This window comes from Streptomyces liliiviolaceus (genome assembly GCF_018070025.1).
Classification (GTDB): Bacteria; Actinomycetota; Actinomycetes; order Streptomycetales; family Streptomycetaceae; genus Streptomyces; species Streptomyces liliiviolaceus.
On sequence record NZ_JAGPYQ010000001.1, the window covers coordinates 6256488 to 6269947 of the forward strand.

10 protein-coding genes and 2 pseudogenes are annotated in these 13460 nt (G+C 71.8%); 4 read left to right on the top strand and 8 right to left on the bottom strand.

Annotated features, from left to right (window positions below; all coding sequences use genetic code 11):
- Positions 1-24: 24 nt before the first annotated feature.
- Positions 25-477, top strand: coding sequence for a hypothetical protein (locus tag J8N05_RS27275; RefSeq protein ID WP_210890421.1), 453 nt, complete (start codon positions 25-27; stop codon positions 475-477).
- A 93-nt stretch (positions 478-570) separates the two neighbouring features.
- On the top strand, positions 571-1335 hold the full coding sequence (locus tag J8N05_RS27280; protein WP_210887152.1) for an SDR family oxidoreductase: 765 nt from the start codon (positions 571-573) through the stop codon (positions 1333-1335).
- Positions 1336-1452: 117 nt separating this feature from the next.
- Here the strand turns inward: J8N05_RS27280 and J8N05_RS27285 are convergent, their stop codons facing one another.
- The 5 genes from J8N05_RS27285 to J8N05_RS27305 all read right to left on the bottom strand — a co-directional run bounded on the left by J8N05_RS27285 (position 1453) and on the right by J8N05_RS27305 (position 7983).
- Complete coding sequence (locus J8N05_RS27285) at positions 1453-2949, bottom strand: SDR family oxidoreductase (RefSeq protein ID WP_210887155.1); 1497 nt, start codon at positions 2947-2949, stop codon at positions 1453-1455.
- A 202-nt stretch (positions 2950-3151) separates the two neighbouring features.
- A complete protein-coding gene (locus tag J8N05_RS27290; RefSeq protein ID WP_210887159.1) occupies positions 3152-4534 on the bottom strand; it encodes a wax ester/triacylglycerol synthase family O-acyltransferase in 1383 nt (460 codons plus the stop codon).
- 220 nt (positions 4535-4754) lie between these two features.
- Positions 4755-5975 carry a glucose-1-phosphate adenylyltransferase gene (gene glgC, locus J8N05_RS27295; RefSeq protein ID WP_210887162.1) on the bottom strand — a complete coding sequence of 407 codons (1221 nt, stop codon included), beginning with the start codon at positions 5973-5975 and terminating at the stop codon, positions 4755-4757.
- Positions 5976-6026: 51 nt separating this feature from the next.
- Positions 6027-7178: a glycogen synthase gene (gene glgA, locus J8N05_RS27300; protein ID WP_210887165.1), complete on the bottom strand. Its 1152-nt coding sequence runs from the start codon at positions 7176-7178 to the stop codon at positions 6027-6029.
- A gap of 37 nt (positions 7179-7215) precedes the next feature.
- Entirely contained in the window at positions 7216-7983 is a 768-nt protein-coding gene (locus tag J8N05_RS27305) for a (2Fe-2S)-binding protein (protein ID WP_210887168.1), read from the bottom strand.
- Between the two features lie 240 nt (positions 7984-8223).
- Between J8N05_RS27305 and J8N05_RS47575 the strand changes: the two genes are divergently transcribed.
- A complete protein-coding gene (locus J8N05_RS47575) occupies positions 8224-9663 on the top strand; it encodes a DMT family transporter (RefSeq protein WP_247706513.1) in 1440 nt (479 codons plus the stop codon).
- Here the strand turns inward: J8N05_RS47575 and J8N05_RS48325 are convergent.
- Positions 9653-10051, bottom strand: a pseudogene (locus J8N05_RS48325) (M23 family metallopeptidase); the annotation flags it as partial. The gene J8N05_RS47575 and the pseudogene J8N05_RS48325 overlap by 11 nt on opposite strands.
- Positions 10052-10552: 501 nt before the next feature.
- Positions 10553-10843 (bottom strand): annotated as a pseudogene (locus J8N05_RS48330) (transglycosylase family protein); the annotation flags it as partial.
- Between the two features lie 317 nt (positions 10844-11160).
- Here J8N05_RS48330 and gndA point away from each other — a divergent pair.
- Positions 11161-12600, top strand: coding sequence for an NADP-dependent phosphogluconate dehydrogenase (gndA, locus tag J8N05_RS27320; RefSeq protein ID WP_107019361.1), 1440 nt, complete (start codon positions 11161-11163; stop codon positions 12598-12600).
- 499 nt (positions 12601-13099) lie between these two features.
- On the opposite strand, the gene J8N05_RS27325 is transcribed toward gndA, so the two are convergent.
- Complete coding sequence (locus J8N05_RS27325; RefSeq protein ID WP_210887174.1) at positions 13100-13444, bottom strand: GNAT family N-acetyltransferase; 345 nt, start codon at positions 13442-13444, stop codon at positions 13100-13102.
- Positions 13445-13460 lie beyond the last annotated feature (16 nt).

Below are 13460 nucleotides of genomic sequence, written 5' to 3' on the forward strand. Positions count from 1 at the left end.
CTCGCCCGCAGGGAGGACTGGCGCATGGAGCTGCGCAGAGTCGAAGAGCTGATGGATCTGCTGCACGCCTGCCGAGGAGCCCGGGGCACCGCCTGCCTCGGCGGTGCCCCGGTCGATCTGCACGACCACGCCCTGCAGACCGCCGCGCTGCTGCGCCGTAGCCGCCCGGCAGACAAGGAACTGCAGGTGGCCGGGCTGGTGCACGTCGTCGGCCAACTGCTGAGGCCGGCCGATCCCACGGGCCACGCCGACCTCACGGCCGACGCGGTCCGGCCCCTGCTGGGCGAACGGGTCTCCGGCCTGGTCCGCCTCCACGGGGAGAACCCGGACGGCCGGACCGGTGAGGACGTGCTGACCCTGCGCCAGGCGGACGAGTCCGCCCTTACCGCGGGCCTGGACGCCGGAGTGCTGGAGGACTGGCGCACGGTACTGGAACTCGTCTCGGCCCGGCACGCCAGCCTGGGCGCGGTCGACTGACCCCTCCACCGGCCCCTCCACCACGAGGCACCGCCCGACGCTCAACGACGACGGGCCCTGTCACCTGACGGACCGTCATGAGACGGTACGCGGATGACGTCGCCGTACGGATTCGAGGGCAGGGTCGCCATCGTCACCGGGGCCTCGCGCGGGATCGGGCTGGCCGTAGCCGAGGCGTTCGTGGCGGCGGGCGCGCGGGTGTGCGTCACGGCACGGGACGCCGACGGGCTGGCCCGCGCCGTCGCGCGGCTGGGCGACGCCGTGGGCCTGGCGGGCACGGTCGCCGATCCGGCTCATCTGCGCCGCCTGACCGAGCTGGCGATGGACGAGTACGGCCGTATCGACGTGGTGGTGAACAACGCGGCGACCAACCAGCCCTACGGCCCGCTCATGGACGCCGACCCGGACCGGTGGCGCGAGGCGTTCACGGTCAACGTCGAGGCCCCGTTGCGGCTGACGCAGCACGCGTGGCGGGCCTGGATGCGCGAGCACGGCGGCTCGGTCGTCAACGTCTGCACCGAGGGCGCGACACACGTCGGCCCCCGCCTCGGCGCGTACGGCACGAGCAAAGCGGCCCTGCTCCACCTGACCCAGCAGTTGGCGGGCGAACTGGCTCCCGGGGTCCGGGTCAACTCGGTCTCCCCCGGCCTCGTCCGCACCGAGATGGCCCGCTTCGTCTGGGACCGCCCGGCTCAGGAGCCCGCCGCCGACCTCCCCCTGGGCCGCATGGGCGAACCCGAGGACATAGCCCGGGCAGTCCTGTGGCTGACCTCGGACGAAGCACAGTGGATCACAGGCACGGACCTCCTGGTGGACGGCGGAACAAGAGTCCGCCGAGCCCACGAACCCACCCCGTGAGAGGCGCCCCCTCAGGGGCGCGGGGAACTGCGCGCCCAGCCCCCACGCACCGGCAGACTCCCCCGCCGCCCAGGCACCCCACCCCCGTTCAAGCCCAGCGCAGCGCCACGCAGCGCGTTACCACTTACCCGGCGCGTAATCCTTCAAGAAGACCCCGAACAGATCCTCCCCCTGCTCCCCCCGCACGATCGGGTCGTACACCCGCGCCGCCCCGTCGACGAGATCGAGCGGCGCATGGAACCCCGCGTCGGCCAGCCGCATCTTGTCCGGATGCGGCCGCTCGTCCGTGATCCACCCCGTGTCGACGGCGGTCATCAGGATGCCGTCCTTCTCGAACATCTCCTGCGCACTGGTGCGCGTGAGCATGTTGAGCGCGGCCTTGGCCATATTGGTGTGCGGATGCCCGGCGCCCTTGTAACCGCGGTTGAAGACACCCTCCATGGCGGACACGTTCACGATGTACGTCCGCCCGGCCTCGGCCGCCGCCATCGCCCCCCGCAGCCGGCTGATGAGGATGAAGGGCGCGGTGGAGTTGCAGAGCTGGACCTCCAGCAGCTCGATCGGCGTGACCTCCTCGACCGCCTGGATCCAGCTGTTGGTGTCGTGCAGATCGGGCACGAGCCCGCCCGCGTCGATGGCCGTACCCGCGGCGATCCGCTCCAGGGAGGCGGAGCCGGAGACGAGCGCGAGGTCGGTCACGTCCTGCGCGGTCAGCGCGCCGCCCCCGGCCACGGGGAGCGCGGACACGGCCCCGGAGCCGAACGTGCCGATGACCTCGGCGGGCGGCAGCTCACCGGCGGGCAAGGGCCCCGCCTCGGCGGCGACCAGCTCGCTGTAGGCGCCCGGCGAGCGCCGTACGGTCTGCGCGGCGTTGTTGATCAGGATGTCGAGCGGCCCCGCGGCGGCGACCGAGTCGGCGAGCGCGACGACCTGGGCGGGGTCGCGCAGGTCGATCCCGACGATCTTCAGCCGGCCGATCCACTCGTCGCTGTCGGGCATGGCCTTGAACCGGCGGATCGCGTCGTTCGGGAAACGCGTGGTGATCGTGGTGTGCGCGCCGTCGCGCAGCAGCCGCAGCGCGATGTACATGCCGATCTTGGCGCGTCCGCCGGTGAGCAGCGCGCGCTTGCCGGTGAGGTCGGTGCGGGCGTCACGGCGGGCGCGGTTCTCGGCGGCGCACTTCTGGCAGAGCTGGTGGTAGAAGTAGTCGACCTCGGTGTAGCGGACCTTGCAGGTGTAGCAGGAGCGCGGGCGCTGAAGTATCCCCGCGATGGCGCCGGCCTCGGTGACGGACGACGGCAGGACGCCCTCGGTCTCGTCGTCGATACGCTGGGCGGAGCCGGTGGCGGTGGCCTCGGTGACGGCCTTGTCGTGGGCGGTCTTGGCGGCCCGGCGCTCCTGGCGGCGGCGCTGCTTGACCGAGCGGTAGATCCCCGCGGTGGCGCGGCGCACGCGGATCGCGTCGGGGTGGTCGACGTCGATCTTCTCCAGCTCGTCGAGCACGGCGAGGCAGACGGCCAGCCGCTCGGGGTCGATACCGGGACCGTACGAACCGTCCGGGGCCTGCGCCGTCTCCACGGCGGGTGCCGCCGGGCTGTCCTCTGTCACCGTCATCGCCGTTGCCGTTCCTAGGGTTCTCCCGCGGCGCTCGAACCGCGCTCGCTCACGAAGGCGGAATTTTACGGAGCACAGGGCAAAGGCACCAAACCCGCGATGATCACCGGTCCCTCACGGACCTGTGATCAGCCTCCCGCGGGCCCGGAGAAGACAACCCTCCGGATATCCACCGGACCCCTCCGGACCCGCGGGATGTGTCTCAGGACACGCACGCGGCGTTCAGTTCCGCCACTTCCACGGTCAGCGACTTGGCCAGCAGGTCGAGGTCCGGGACGGCCTCCGCGTCGGCGACGAGCCCGTAGTGGACGCGTCCGCGGAACGTCGACACCGCGACGGCGAGGGCCTGGCCGCGGGCCAGCGGGGCGAGCGGGTACACCTCGGTCAGCGGGCAGCCGCCGAGCGTCATGCCGAGGCTGGGCAGCGGCACGCTGGTGACCAGGATGTCGAAGAGCAGCCGGGCCGCCTGGCCGACGACGGGCATGCCGAGCCGGTGGCCGATCGCCGGGACGTGGTCGGCGAGCAGGGCGACGGCGCCCGCGCCCCGGTTGGGGCCCGCGTCCTTGTTGTGGTTCATGGCCGTCCGCACGGTGGCGAGCCGCGCGAGCGGGTCCGGGTCGTCGACGGGAAGCCGTATCAGGTACCCGGAGAGCCGGTTCCCCTGCGGGTGCGCGGTGCGCGGGCGCCGCCGGGAGACGGGGATCAGCGCCCGGGGCGACACCCCTTCGCTGCCGTCGCCGCGCTCGTCGAGCCAGCGGCGCAGGGCGCCCGCGACGACGGCGATGAGGACGTCGTTGACGGTGCCGCCCACGCTCTTGCGGATCGTGTGGATCTCGTCGAGCTCCACCGCGACGCCCGCGACCCGGCGGGTGCCGGTGGGCTGCGAGACCAGGGCGGCCGAGGAGCGTACGTCCCAGGTGGCGCGGGCGACGGAGGCGCCGATGTCGAGGGCCCGGCCCACGTCGGTGAGCGCGCCGCGCACCAGTCCCGGCAGCTTCGTCACATCGGGGACGAGGCCGGCGAGGAGGCCACGCTCCGGCTCCGCGGGGCGTGGGCGGGGCGCCGGCATGTCCATGGGGTCGAGGACGGCCGCCGCGAGCGCCAGGGCCCGCAGCCCGTCGGCCAGCGCGTGGTGGAACTTGAACAGCACGGCGAAGGAGGTGCCGTCCACGCCGGGCACGACGTGGGCCTCCCACGGTGGTCTGCCGCGTTCCAGGGGCCGCTGCATGAGCGCGCCGGCGGCGGCGTGGAAGTCGGCGGCGGGGGCGTGCAGACGGACGTGGTCGAGCGGCTCGAAGTCGGGGGCGGGCTCACGGGCGGCGCCGCCGAAGGCGAGGGGTCGGCGCAGATCGAAGCCCTGCCGGAGGCCGAGCGGCTGCCAGACGTCGCGGATCCGCATGCGCAGTCCGGGTACCCCGGCCGCGCGGGCCGCGAGCAGATCGGCCGCGTGCCGACCCGCGGCGGGCGAGCCGGCCGCGAAGATCCCGAGCGCCCCGAGGTGCATGGGGTGCTCGCGGGATTCGATGTTCCAGAACGCCAGGTCGAGTGGTGCGAGCAGGTCGGAGTCAGAGGGCCTTACATTCAATGGCTTGGCTCTCTCGTCGACGACGGGTGAGCCAGCAGTCAATCCTGGCTGGACGATTACGGTCAAGTACGATCAAGCTACGCTCAGTTAACAGCAGATTAAGTCCCGCTCCCGCCGCTACCCGCGACACGAGCGGGACCCGTGTGGCCCACAAGGCGCACCTGAGTGGCCGACCTCACCTCTTCGACGGGCTCCGGCGCGCAAGCGTCCTACGGCACCCCTACGGCACTATCTGGCCCTTGCCGAGGGCTATCACGCCGTCCTTGGAGACCGTGTAGAGCTCCCGGTCCCGTTCCGGATTGACGCCGATGGTCGCGCCCGGCGGTACCTCCACGTTCTTGTCGAGGACCGCGCCGCGCACGACCGCGCCCCGTCCGATGTGCACGTTGTCGTGGAGGATCGACCCCTGGACGACGGCTCCCGGGTCGACGAGGACGCCCGGGGAGAGCACCGAGCGCGTGACCTGGCCCCGGATGAGGCAGCCCGCGCTGATGATCGACTCGCTCGCGATGCCGCCCGCGTTGAACCGGGCCGGCGACAGCTGCCCGGAGCTGGTGTAGATGGGCCAGCTGCGGTTGAAGAGGTTGAAGGCGGGCCGCTCGGCGATCAGGTCCATATGGGCGTCGTAGTACGCGTCCAGGGTGCCCACGTCACGCCAGTAGCCCTGGTCGCGGGTGGTCTCGCCGGGCACGTGGTTGTCGCTGAAGTCGTAGAGCCTGGCCTCGCCGCGGTCGGTGAGCTGGGGGAGGATCGAACCGCCCATGTCGTGCACGGAGTTCGCGTCCTCGGCGTCCCGCTGCAGCGCCTCTATCAGGGCCTTGGTGGTGAAGATGTAGTTGCCCATGGAGGCGAAGACGCACTCGGGGTCGTCTCGCAGACCGGGCGGATCCGTGGGCTTCTCCAGGAAGCGCTCCACCGTCTGCCCGTCCGTGCCCGGGGTGATCACCCCGAAGGACGACGACTCGGCCCGCGGGACGCGGATACCGGCCACGGTCACGCCCGCCCCGCTGTCGATGTGCTGGGCGAGCATCTGACGCGGGTCCATGCGGTAGACGTGATCGGCGCCGAACACCGCCACGTACTCGGGCTGTTCGTCGTACACGAGGTTCAGGGACTGCAGGATCGCGTCGGCGCTGCCCAGGTACCAGCGCGGGCCGAGGCGTTGCTGGGCCGGGACCGGCGTCACGTAGTTGCCCAGCAGGCTGGACATCCGCCAGGTCGTGGTGACGTGCCGGTCGAGCGAGTGCGACTTGTACTGCGTCAGCACGCAGATGCGCAGGATGTCCGCGTTCACGAGGTTCGACAGCACGAAGTCGACGAGGCGGTACGTGCCTCCGAACGTGACCGCTGGTTTGGCACGGTCCGCGGTGAGGGGCATCAGGCGTTTGCCTTCCCCGCCCGCCAGCACGATCCCGAGCACCGAAGGTCCACCACGACGCATGGCCGCTCCCCTAACCCTCATTGATCCGGGCCTGCCTTCCGGCAGGCCGGACTACGCCTGTTTGAGGATCTCCTCGTAGAGCCGGACCGTCCGCCGGGCGACGGCGTCCCAGCCGAACTCCCCCACCGCGCGCTGCCGTCCGGCCTCGCCCATCCGCCGGGCGGCCCCGGCATCCCCGAGGACCGAGTCCAGCGCCTGCGCGAGTCCTGTCTCGAAGTCCTCGTCCACGGACACCAGTACCCCGGTTTCACCGTCCTCAACGACCTCCGGGATGCCGCCGACCCGGGAGGCGACCACCGGGGTTCCGCAGGCCATCGCCTCAAGGTTGACGATGCCGAGCGGTTCGTAGACCGAGGGACAGACGAACACGGCCGCGTGGGTGAGGAGTTGGATGACCTCGGGGCGGGGCAGCATCTGCGGGATCCAGTGCACGCCCTCGCGGACCCGGCTCAGTTCCTCGAAGAGGACCCGGAACTCCTGGTCGATCTCGGGGGTGTCCGGCGCGCCCGCGCAGAGCACGACCTGTGCGGCGGGGTCGATGTCGCGCACCGCGCGCAGCAGATGCGGCACACCCTTCTGCCGGGTGATGCGGCCCACGAACAGCACGTACGGGCGCGCGGTGTCGATGCCGAGCCGTTCCAGGACGTCCGTGCCGTGGTCGGGGCGGTAGAGGCTGGTGTCGATGCCGTTGTGCACGATGTGCACCTTCGCCGGGTCCAGGGACGGATAGCAGCCGAGGATGTCCTCGCGCATGGCACCGGAGACGGCGATCACCGCGTCGGCCGACTCGATCGCGGTGCGCTCGGCCCAGCTGGACAGGGCGTAACCGCCGCCCAGTTGCTCGGCCTTCCAGGGGCGCAGCGGCTCCAGCGAGTGGGCGGTCATGACGTGCGGGACGCCGAACTGCAGCTTCGCGAGGTGGCCGGCGAGGTTGGCGTACCAGGTGTGCGAGTGGACGAGGTCGCGGTCCTCCAGCGCGGCCGCCATGGAGAGGTCCACGGAGAAGGTGCGCAGCGCGTCGTTGGCGCCGTCGAGCACGGGCCAGGGCCGGTGCCGGACCACCCCGCCGCCGGCGCCCTCTCCCCAGCAGTGCACGCCCAGGTCGGTGAGGGGCCTCAGCTCCCGGGCGAGGAACTCGACATGGACTCCCGCCCCGCCGTACACATCCGGCGGATATTCGCGGGTCAGCAGTCCCACTCGCACCCGGAACCCCCTGTCTCTGCGGCTGGTTCCCACATGGTCACCCAGATGGGTCGGTCAGGGAAGAGCGCGGTGCCTGCGTGAAGCAGCAGTCCCCGCACAACCCGCCACCGGGTACCCGGTAATAGAGACAGCAACTGCGCCGCCGAAAGGAAGTTCCGTCCCGGTTCCCGGTGTCCCTCAGGTCTGGGTGGTCGAGGAGTTCGGCGGTGAGCGCGCGTACGTGATCGCGTACGTCGGTACGGCCTCGGGCGGCGGCCCAGCCGTCGAGCAGGCGGGCGGTGCTCGCGAGGGCGGAGGCCGCGTTGCCCCACAGCAGCCCCGCGGCCACCGGGTGCCGGGCCCGCAGCGCCGCCGAGAGGGGCTCCAGGTGGCCGTGGTGCACGAGCCGCCGGATCGTCGCCGCGTCGCCGGGCAGCGCGCGCACCTCAGAGAGCCACAGGTCGTCGGGGGCGCCGCCGTCGGCGTCCCAGTGCAGCAGGCGGGGATCGAGGTCGGGCACCCGTCCGTAGAGCACGGCCGCGCCCAGGGCCACCGACCACAGCCGGGCGGCGAGCCCCTGCTGCGCCACGGACACCCCGACGCGCACCTCCGGCGCGGCCAGCAGCCGGACGACCTTGCGGACACGGAAGGTGAGCGGATCGGTCTCCTCGTCCCCCCGACACCCACAGGTGCCGCCCGGTGTCGCGTAGACCTCGGCGAGCGTCGGCAGCGGGGGCCGTCCGGCGCGCGGGCGCGGCCGTCCCGTGCGCAGGGCGAAGAAACCTTCGAGAGCGGCGAGCCGATCGAGGCCCGGATCGAGATTCACGAAGAACAAGTACACCAAGGGGGCATAACGGCGCCGGAGGGAGGGTTGTACTTCGTGTCACCCGACCTGGGGAGGACTCGGCCCAAGACGTACTCCATCGGCAGTAGGACCCAATGACTGCTCAGGTACGACGACACGGGACCTTTCACAAGGGATCGTCATAACCATGGAAGCCGACCGTTCGCCGCACCGGACTCTGCACCCGCCGGAGCGCGTCCGCCACACGCAGAGGAGAGAGGCATGAGCGCACTCGTGCTTTCCGTGGTTCTCTCTCTCGTCTCCGCCGTCGCCTACGCGGGCGGGGCCATCGTGCAGGAACGCGTCGCGGCGACCACGCCCGACCGTACGTACGCGCCCATGCGCCAGCTCGCCTGGTGGGCCGCGGTCGGTCTCAACGCACTCGGCGGACTGCTGCACGTCGTGGCGCTGGCCTACGGGCCGCTCAGCCTGGTCCAGCCGCTGGGCGCGCTGACCATCGTGTTCGCGCTGCCTATGGCCGCCGTCTTCGTCCGCCGCAGGGCCGGGGCGGCCGCCTGGCGGGGCGCGATCATGGCGACGGTCGGTCTGGCCGGAATCCTCGCGCTGGTCGGCACCGCCGACTCGCAGTCCCTGAACAGCGCCCAGCGCGTCGTGGTGGCCCTGGTCACCGGCGGTGCGGTGGTGGCGCTGATGACGGCGGCCCGCGCGGCGCACCGGCACCCGGCCGTGCGCAGTGTGCTGCTGGCTATCGCCGCGGGTGTCGCCTTCGGTATGTCGTCGGTGTTCACGAAGACCGTCGCGGTGGACTGGACCGGTGGCGTCGCGTTCGGCGACCTGCCGAGCCTCGCCGTGATCGGCGTGCTGGCGACCGCCGGAATGCTGCTGTCGCAGGCCTCCTACCGGGGCGCCGGGCTCGCGGCCCCGCTGGCCACGCTGACCGTCGTGAACCCGATCGTGGCCGCGGCGGTGGGCATCACGATGTTCGGCGAGACGTTCCGCTACGGCGAGACGGGCACGATGCTCGCCCTCGGCTGCGGGGTCGTCGCCGCGGGCGGTCTGATCCTGCTCACCACGGAGCGGATCAGCGGCTCGGAGCGTACGCAGCCGGTCGTGCCCGCCACGACTCCGTCGGCTGCCGGAGCGGCGTCCGTGGCCGCGGAGTCCCAGGAAACGGCCCAGGGCGTGCCCCAGGACCTGTCCCGGGCCGCGGCTCCGGAGACCGTGCCGAGCCCCATCGAGCAGGCCACCGCGCTTTTTCCTCCCGAGCGGCCCGCGGTCTCCGCCTCAGCGTCCGGTTCCGGCTCCGCCGAGCGGCGGATCTCCTCTGGCGTGCGGGACAAGGCGTATACGCCGACGGGTGCACGAGAAGAATCGTTCACGGTGCCTGCGGTGCGGAGCGAGCCTGTCGCACCGGCCGCGCGCACGGGCCATGGCGGCGTACGTGACCACACGCGCCCGTCCGGGACCGGAGTGCCCGGCGGCCGGGAGGGGTCGCCGGTGGCGGCCGGGGGAATGCTCGCCGCCGCACGCGGGGCGGCCCTGGTGCCGCCGCCCGGGTCCAACGGGCCCCCGCCGACCGGCGACATGCCGGCGGACGGCCCGGACGACGGAGTGGCGTGGCCGGAAGGCCTCCACTACGGCCTTCCGTGCCTGCCCCTGCTGCCCGCCCCGATGGTGCTGCGCTCCTGCGTCAAATCCTGACGCCGCCGGCGCGCAGGTACGCGACCGGATCGACGTCGCTGCCGAAACCGGGCCCCGTCCGCACCTCGAAGTGCAGATGCGGGCCCGAACTGTTGCCCGTGGAACCGGACCGGCCGATGCGCTGGCCGGCACCCACGCTCTGCCCGGCCTTCACGGAGATCGCGGACAGGTGGGCGTACTGGGTGTAGCGGCCGTCGCCGTGCCGGATCACCACCTGGTAGCCGAAGGATCCGCCCCAGCCCGCGGTCACCACGCTGCCCGCCCCGACCGACTTGACGGACGTACCCGTCGCCACCGGGAAGTCGACGCCGGTGTGGTAGCCCTTCGACCAGGAGGAACCCGTGGCGTGGTACGGAGTGCCGGTACCGGCGCTCACCGGGGCGACGAGGGTGTGGGTGACCGAGTGGGTCTTCTTCTCCGACTTCTCCTCGGTCTTCTCCGCCTTCTCCCTCTTGCCCCCCTTGTCCTTCTTCTCCTTCTTGTCCTTCGTCTGCGCCTTGCCGGACGACGACGTGGAGGTGCCGCTGGAACCGGGCGCCTTGCCGTGCAGGCTCAGCCGCTGGCCGGGGACGATCAGGTCCGGGTCGGCGCCGACGGTCCTGCGGTTGGCTTCGTACAACTGCCGCCAGCCGCCGGGTATCTTGCGGGTGCCCGCGATCTCGGAGAGCGTGTCGCCGTGCACGACCGTGTACATCTCGGCGGTGCCGGCCCGGGACTGGGGCGTGGTCTGCGGCTGTACGTCGACCTTGCGCTTGGCGGTCTGCGTGGAGGTGCCCGAGGGGCTGATGTCCGGGCTGTCGCCACCGCGCGTGAGCCCCGCCCGCTGCGAGCAGGTGGGCCAGGCGCCCGGCCCCTGACCGTCCAGGACCTTCTCGGCGACGGCTATCTGCTGGTCCTTGGTGGCGAGGTCGGCGCGGGCCGCGTAGGCCCGGCCGCCGTAGGCCTCCCAGGTGGACTGGCTGAACTGGAGCCCGCCGTAGTAGCCGTTGCCCGTGTTGATGTTCCAGTTGTTGGTCGACTCGCAGGCGGCGACCTTGTTCCAGGTGTCCACATCGGCCGCGTTCGCGACGCCGGTCCCGATGAGCGGTATCGCCATTCCGGCACCGCCCACCGTGACAGTGAGTGACGCGCGGTTGATCCTGTTGGGCTGATACCGGCGGTGCCGACCGCGTACGGCCATGAAGGTGCCCCCTAAACAAGCGTCAGGAGCGGCAAAAGTAAACGCTGCTAACAGGCCATGACAAGAGGGCAATCAGCCTCCGTATCCCGCCAAGTGACCAGGAATGCGCCTTCGTTCGCGACGGCCCGCGCCCATGCCGGTGGCAGGTACGGGGGTGAAGTTCGCCGTGAGGCTGAGGCGAGGGCGCCTCTTCTGCGTACACAACGTCGGCAAGGCAGGATGTGCGGTCGGAGAACCGGCAAGTCAGGATGGTCGGTGGGTCAATACTGGCGGGCAGGACCGGCACCACTGATTCAGGATCTTAGGAGCCAAACCGTATGAGCAACTCAGCGCAGATCGGCGTCACGGGACTCGCGGTGATGGGGCGCAATCTCGCCCGTAACTTCGCGCGGAACGGATACGCCGTCGCCCTGCACAACCGGACGGCGGCGCGCACGCACGCGCTGGTGGAGGAGTTCGGCAGCGAGGGCGACTTCATCGCGACGGAGACGGCCAAGGAGTTCGTGGCCGCCCTTGAGCGGCCCCGCCGACTGGTGATCATGGTGAAGGCCGGCGAGCCCACCGACGCGGTGATCCAGGAGTTCGCCCCGCTCCTTGAGCCCGGCGACATGATCATCGATGGCGGCAACGCGCACTTCGCGGACACCCGGCGCCGGGAACGGGAGCTGCGCGAGCAGGGCATCCACTTCGTCGGCGCGGGCATCTCCGGCGGCGAGGAGGGCGCGCTCAACGGCCCCAGCATCATGCCGGGCGGTCCGGTCGAGTCGTACGAGTCGCTGGGCCCGATGCTGGAGAAGATCTCCGCGAAGGCCGAGGACGGCTCTCCGTGCGTCACGCACGTCGGCCCCGACGGCGCCGGGCACTTCGTGAAGATGGTGCACAACGGCATCGAGTACGCCGACATGCAGCTGATCGGCGAGGCGTACCAGCTGCTGCGCGACGTGGCCGGCTACTCCCCCGCGCAGATCGCCGACATCTTCCGCACCTGGAACACCGGGCGGCTCGACTCGTACCTGATCGAGATCACCGCCGAGGTCCTGTCGCACGTGGACGCGGCGACGGGCAAGCCGTTCGTGGACGTGGTCCAGGACCAGGCCGAGCAGAAGGGCACGGGCCGCTGGACCGTGCAGATCGCCCTCGACCTGGGCGTTCCGGTGTCGGGTATCGCCGAGGCGGTCTTCGCCCGGTCGCTGTCGGGCCACAGCGCGCTGCGCGAGGCCTCCCGCGGGCTCGCCGGTCCCTCGGCGACGGCGCTGAGCGAGTCCGAGGCGTCGGCCTTCGCCGACCAGGTGGAGCAGGCGCTGTACGCGTCGAAGATCGTGTCCTACACGCAGGGCTTCCACGAGGTCTCGGCCGGCAGCGCCGAGTACGACTGGAACATCGACCTGGGCGCGGTCGCCTCGATCTGGCGCGGGGGCTGCATCATCCGGGCGGCGTTCCTCGACCGGATCCGGGCCGCGTACGACGCGCGCGCGGATCTGCCGAGCCTGCTCTCCGACGACACGTTCGCGCAGGAGATCGCGGCGGCGCAGGACGACTGGCGCGCGGTGCTCGTCTCCGCCGTGCAGCAGGGCGTGCCGACTCCCGGGTTCGCGGCGGCGCTCGCCTACTACGACGCGCTGCGTGCGGAGCGGTTGCCCGCGGCGCTCACGCAGGGGCAGCGGGACTTCTTCGGGGCGCACACGTATCGGCGGACCGACCGCGAGGGGTCGTTCCACACGCTGTGGGGCGGGGACCGCTCCGAGGTCTCCGGCTGACGCCTGCGGGGGTGAAGGGCTGAGGGTTCGTTGCGGGGTGCGGGTGCGTGGGGGCTGAGCGCGCCCCGCGGCGGAGCCGCACGATGTCACAGCCCCGCGCCCCTGAAAGGGGCCGGTGGCGAGGCGTTCACGCCTCGCCACCGGCCCCTTTTCGTGGCCGTCTCTAGCCCAACGGGTCCGGCTGGGGCTCCGGGGACGGGGTCGGGTCCGGGCCGGGGGCCGGGCGCGGCGGCGGGCCGGGGACCGGACGGGGCGTCGGGGTCGGCACCGGGTCCGGTTCCGGGAAGGGCTGCGGCCGGTCCGGGCCCGGACCGGGCGTGGGATCCGGATGTACGGGGTCGGGGAACGGTTGCGTCATCATGTCCTCCAGCCAGAGGGAACGTCGGCTCTGGACTTCTCCCCCGCGTACCCGGCTCCCGCGCACCCACTCACTCGGTCGCGGTCCGAACGGGGCCCATGTGGCCCCGTTGGGGGGGCCGGGCCCCGGCAAGGGGTTCGCTCAGAACCGCCCAGGGTGCGCCTCAAGCCACCCCTTCGCCGCGCTCAGCAGGGCGGGGTCGGCCACCGGCGCCTCCGCAGGGTGCCGCTCGGCCCACTTCACGACGTACGGGCAGAGCGGCGCGACCGGCACGCCCTCGCGCTCGGAGATCGCGTACAGCTCACGAGCGAGGGTGCCCGCGATGCCCTTGCCCTCATGGGCGGACTCCACGGTGGTGTGCACCGGGACGAGGGCGGGGGTGGGGCTTTCGAGGACGAAGTACGCGATGCGACCCGCCACTTCGTCGCCGGCGTACGCCTCCAGGAGGCCGCGGCCCCGGTCGTCGCGGATGGTGATGTCGCTCATGGATTCTCCTCGTGGG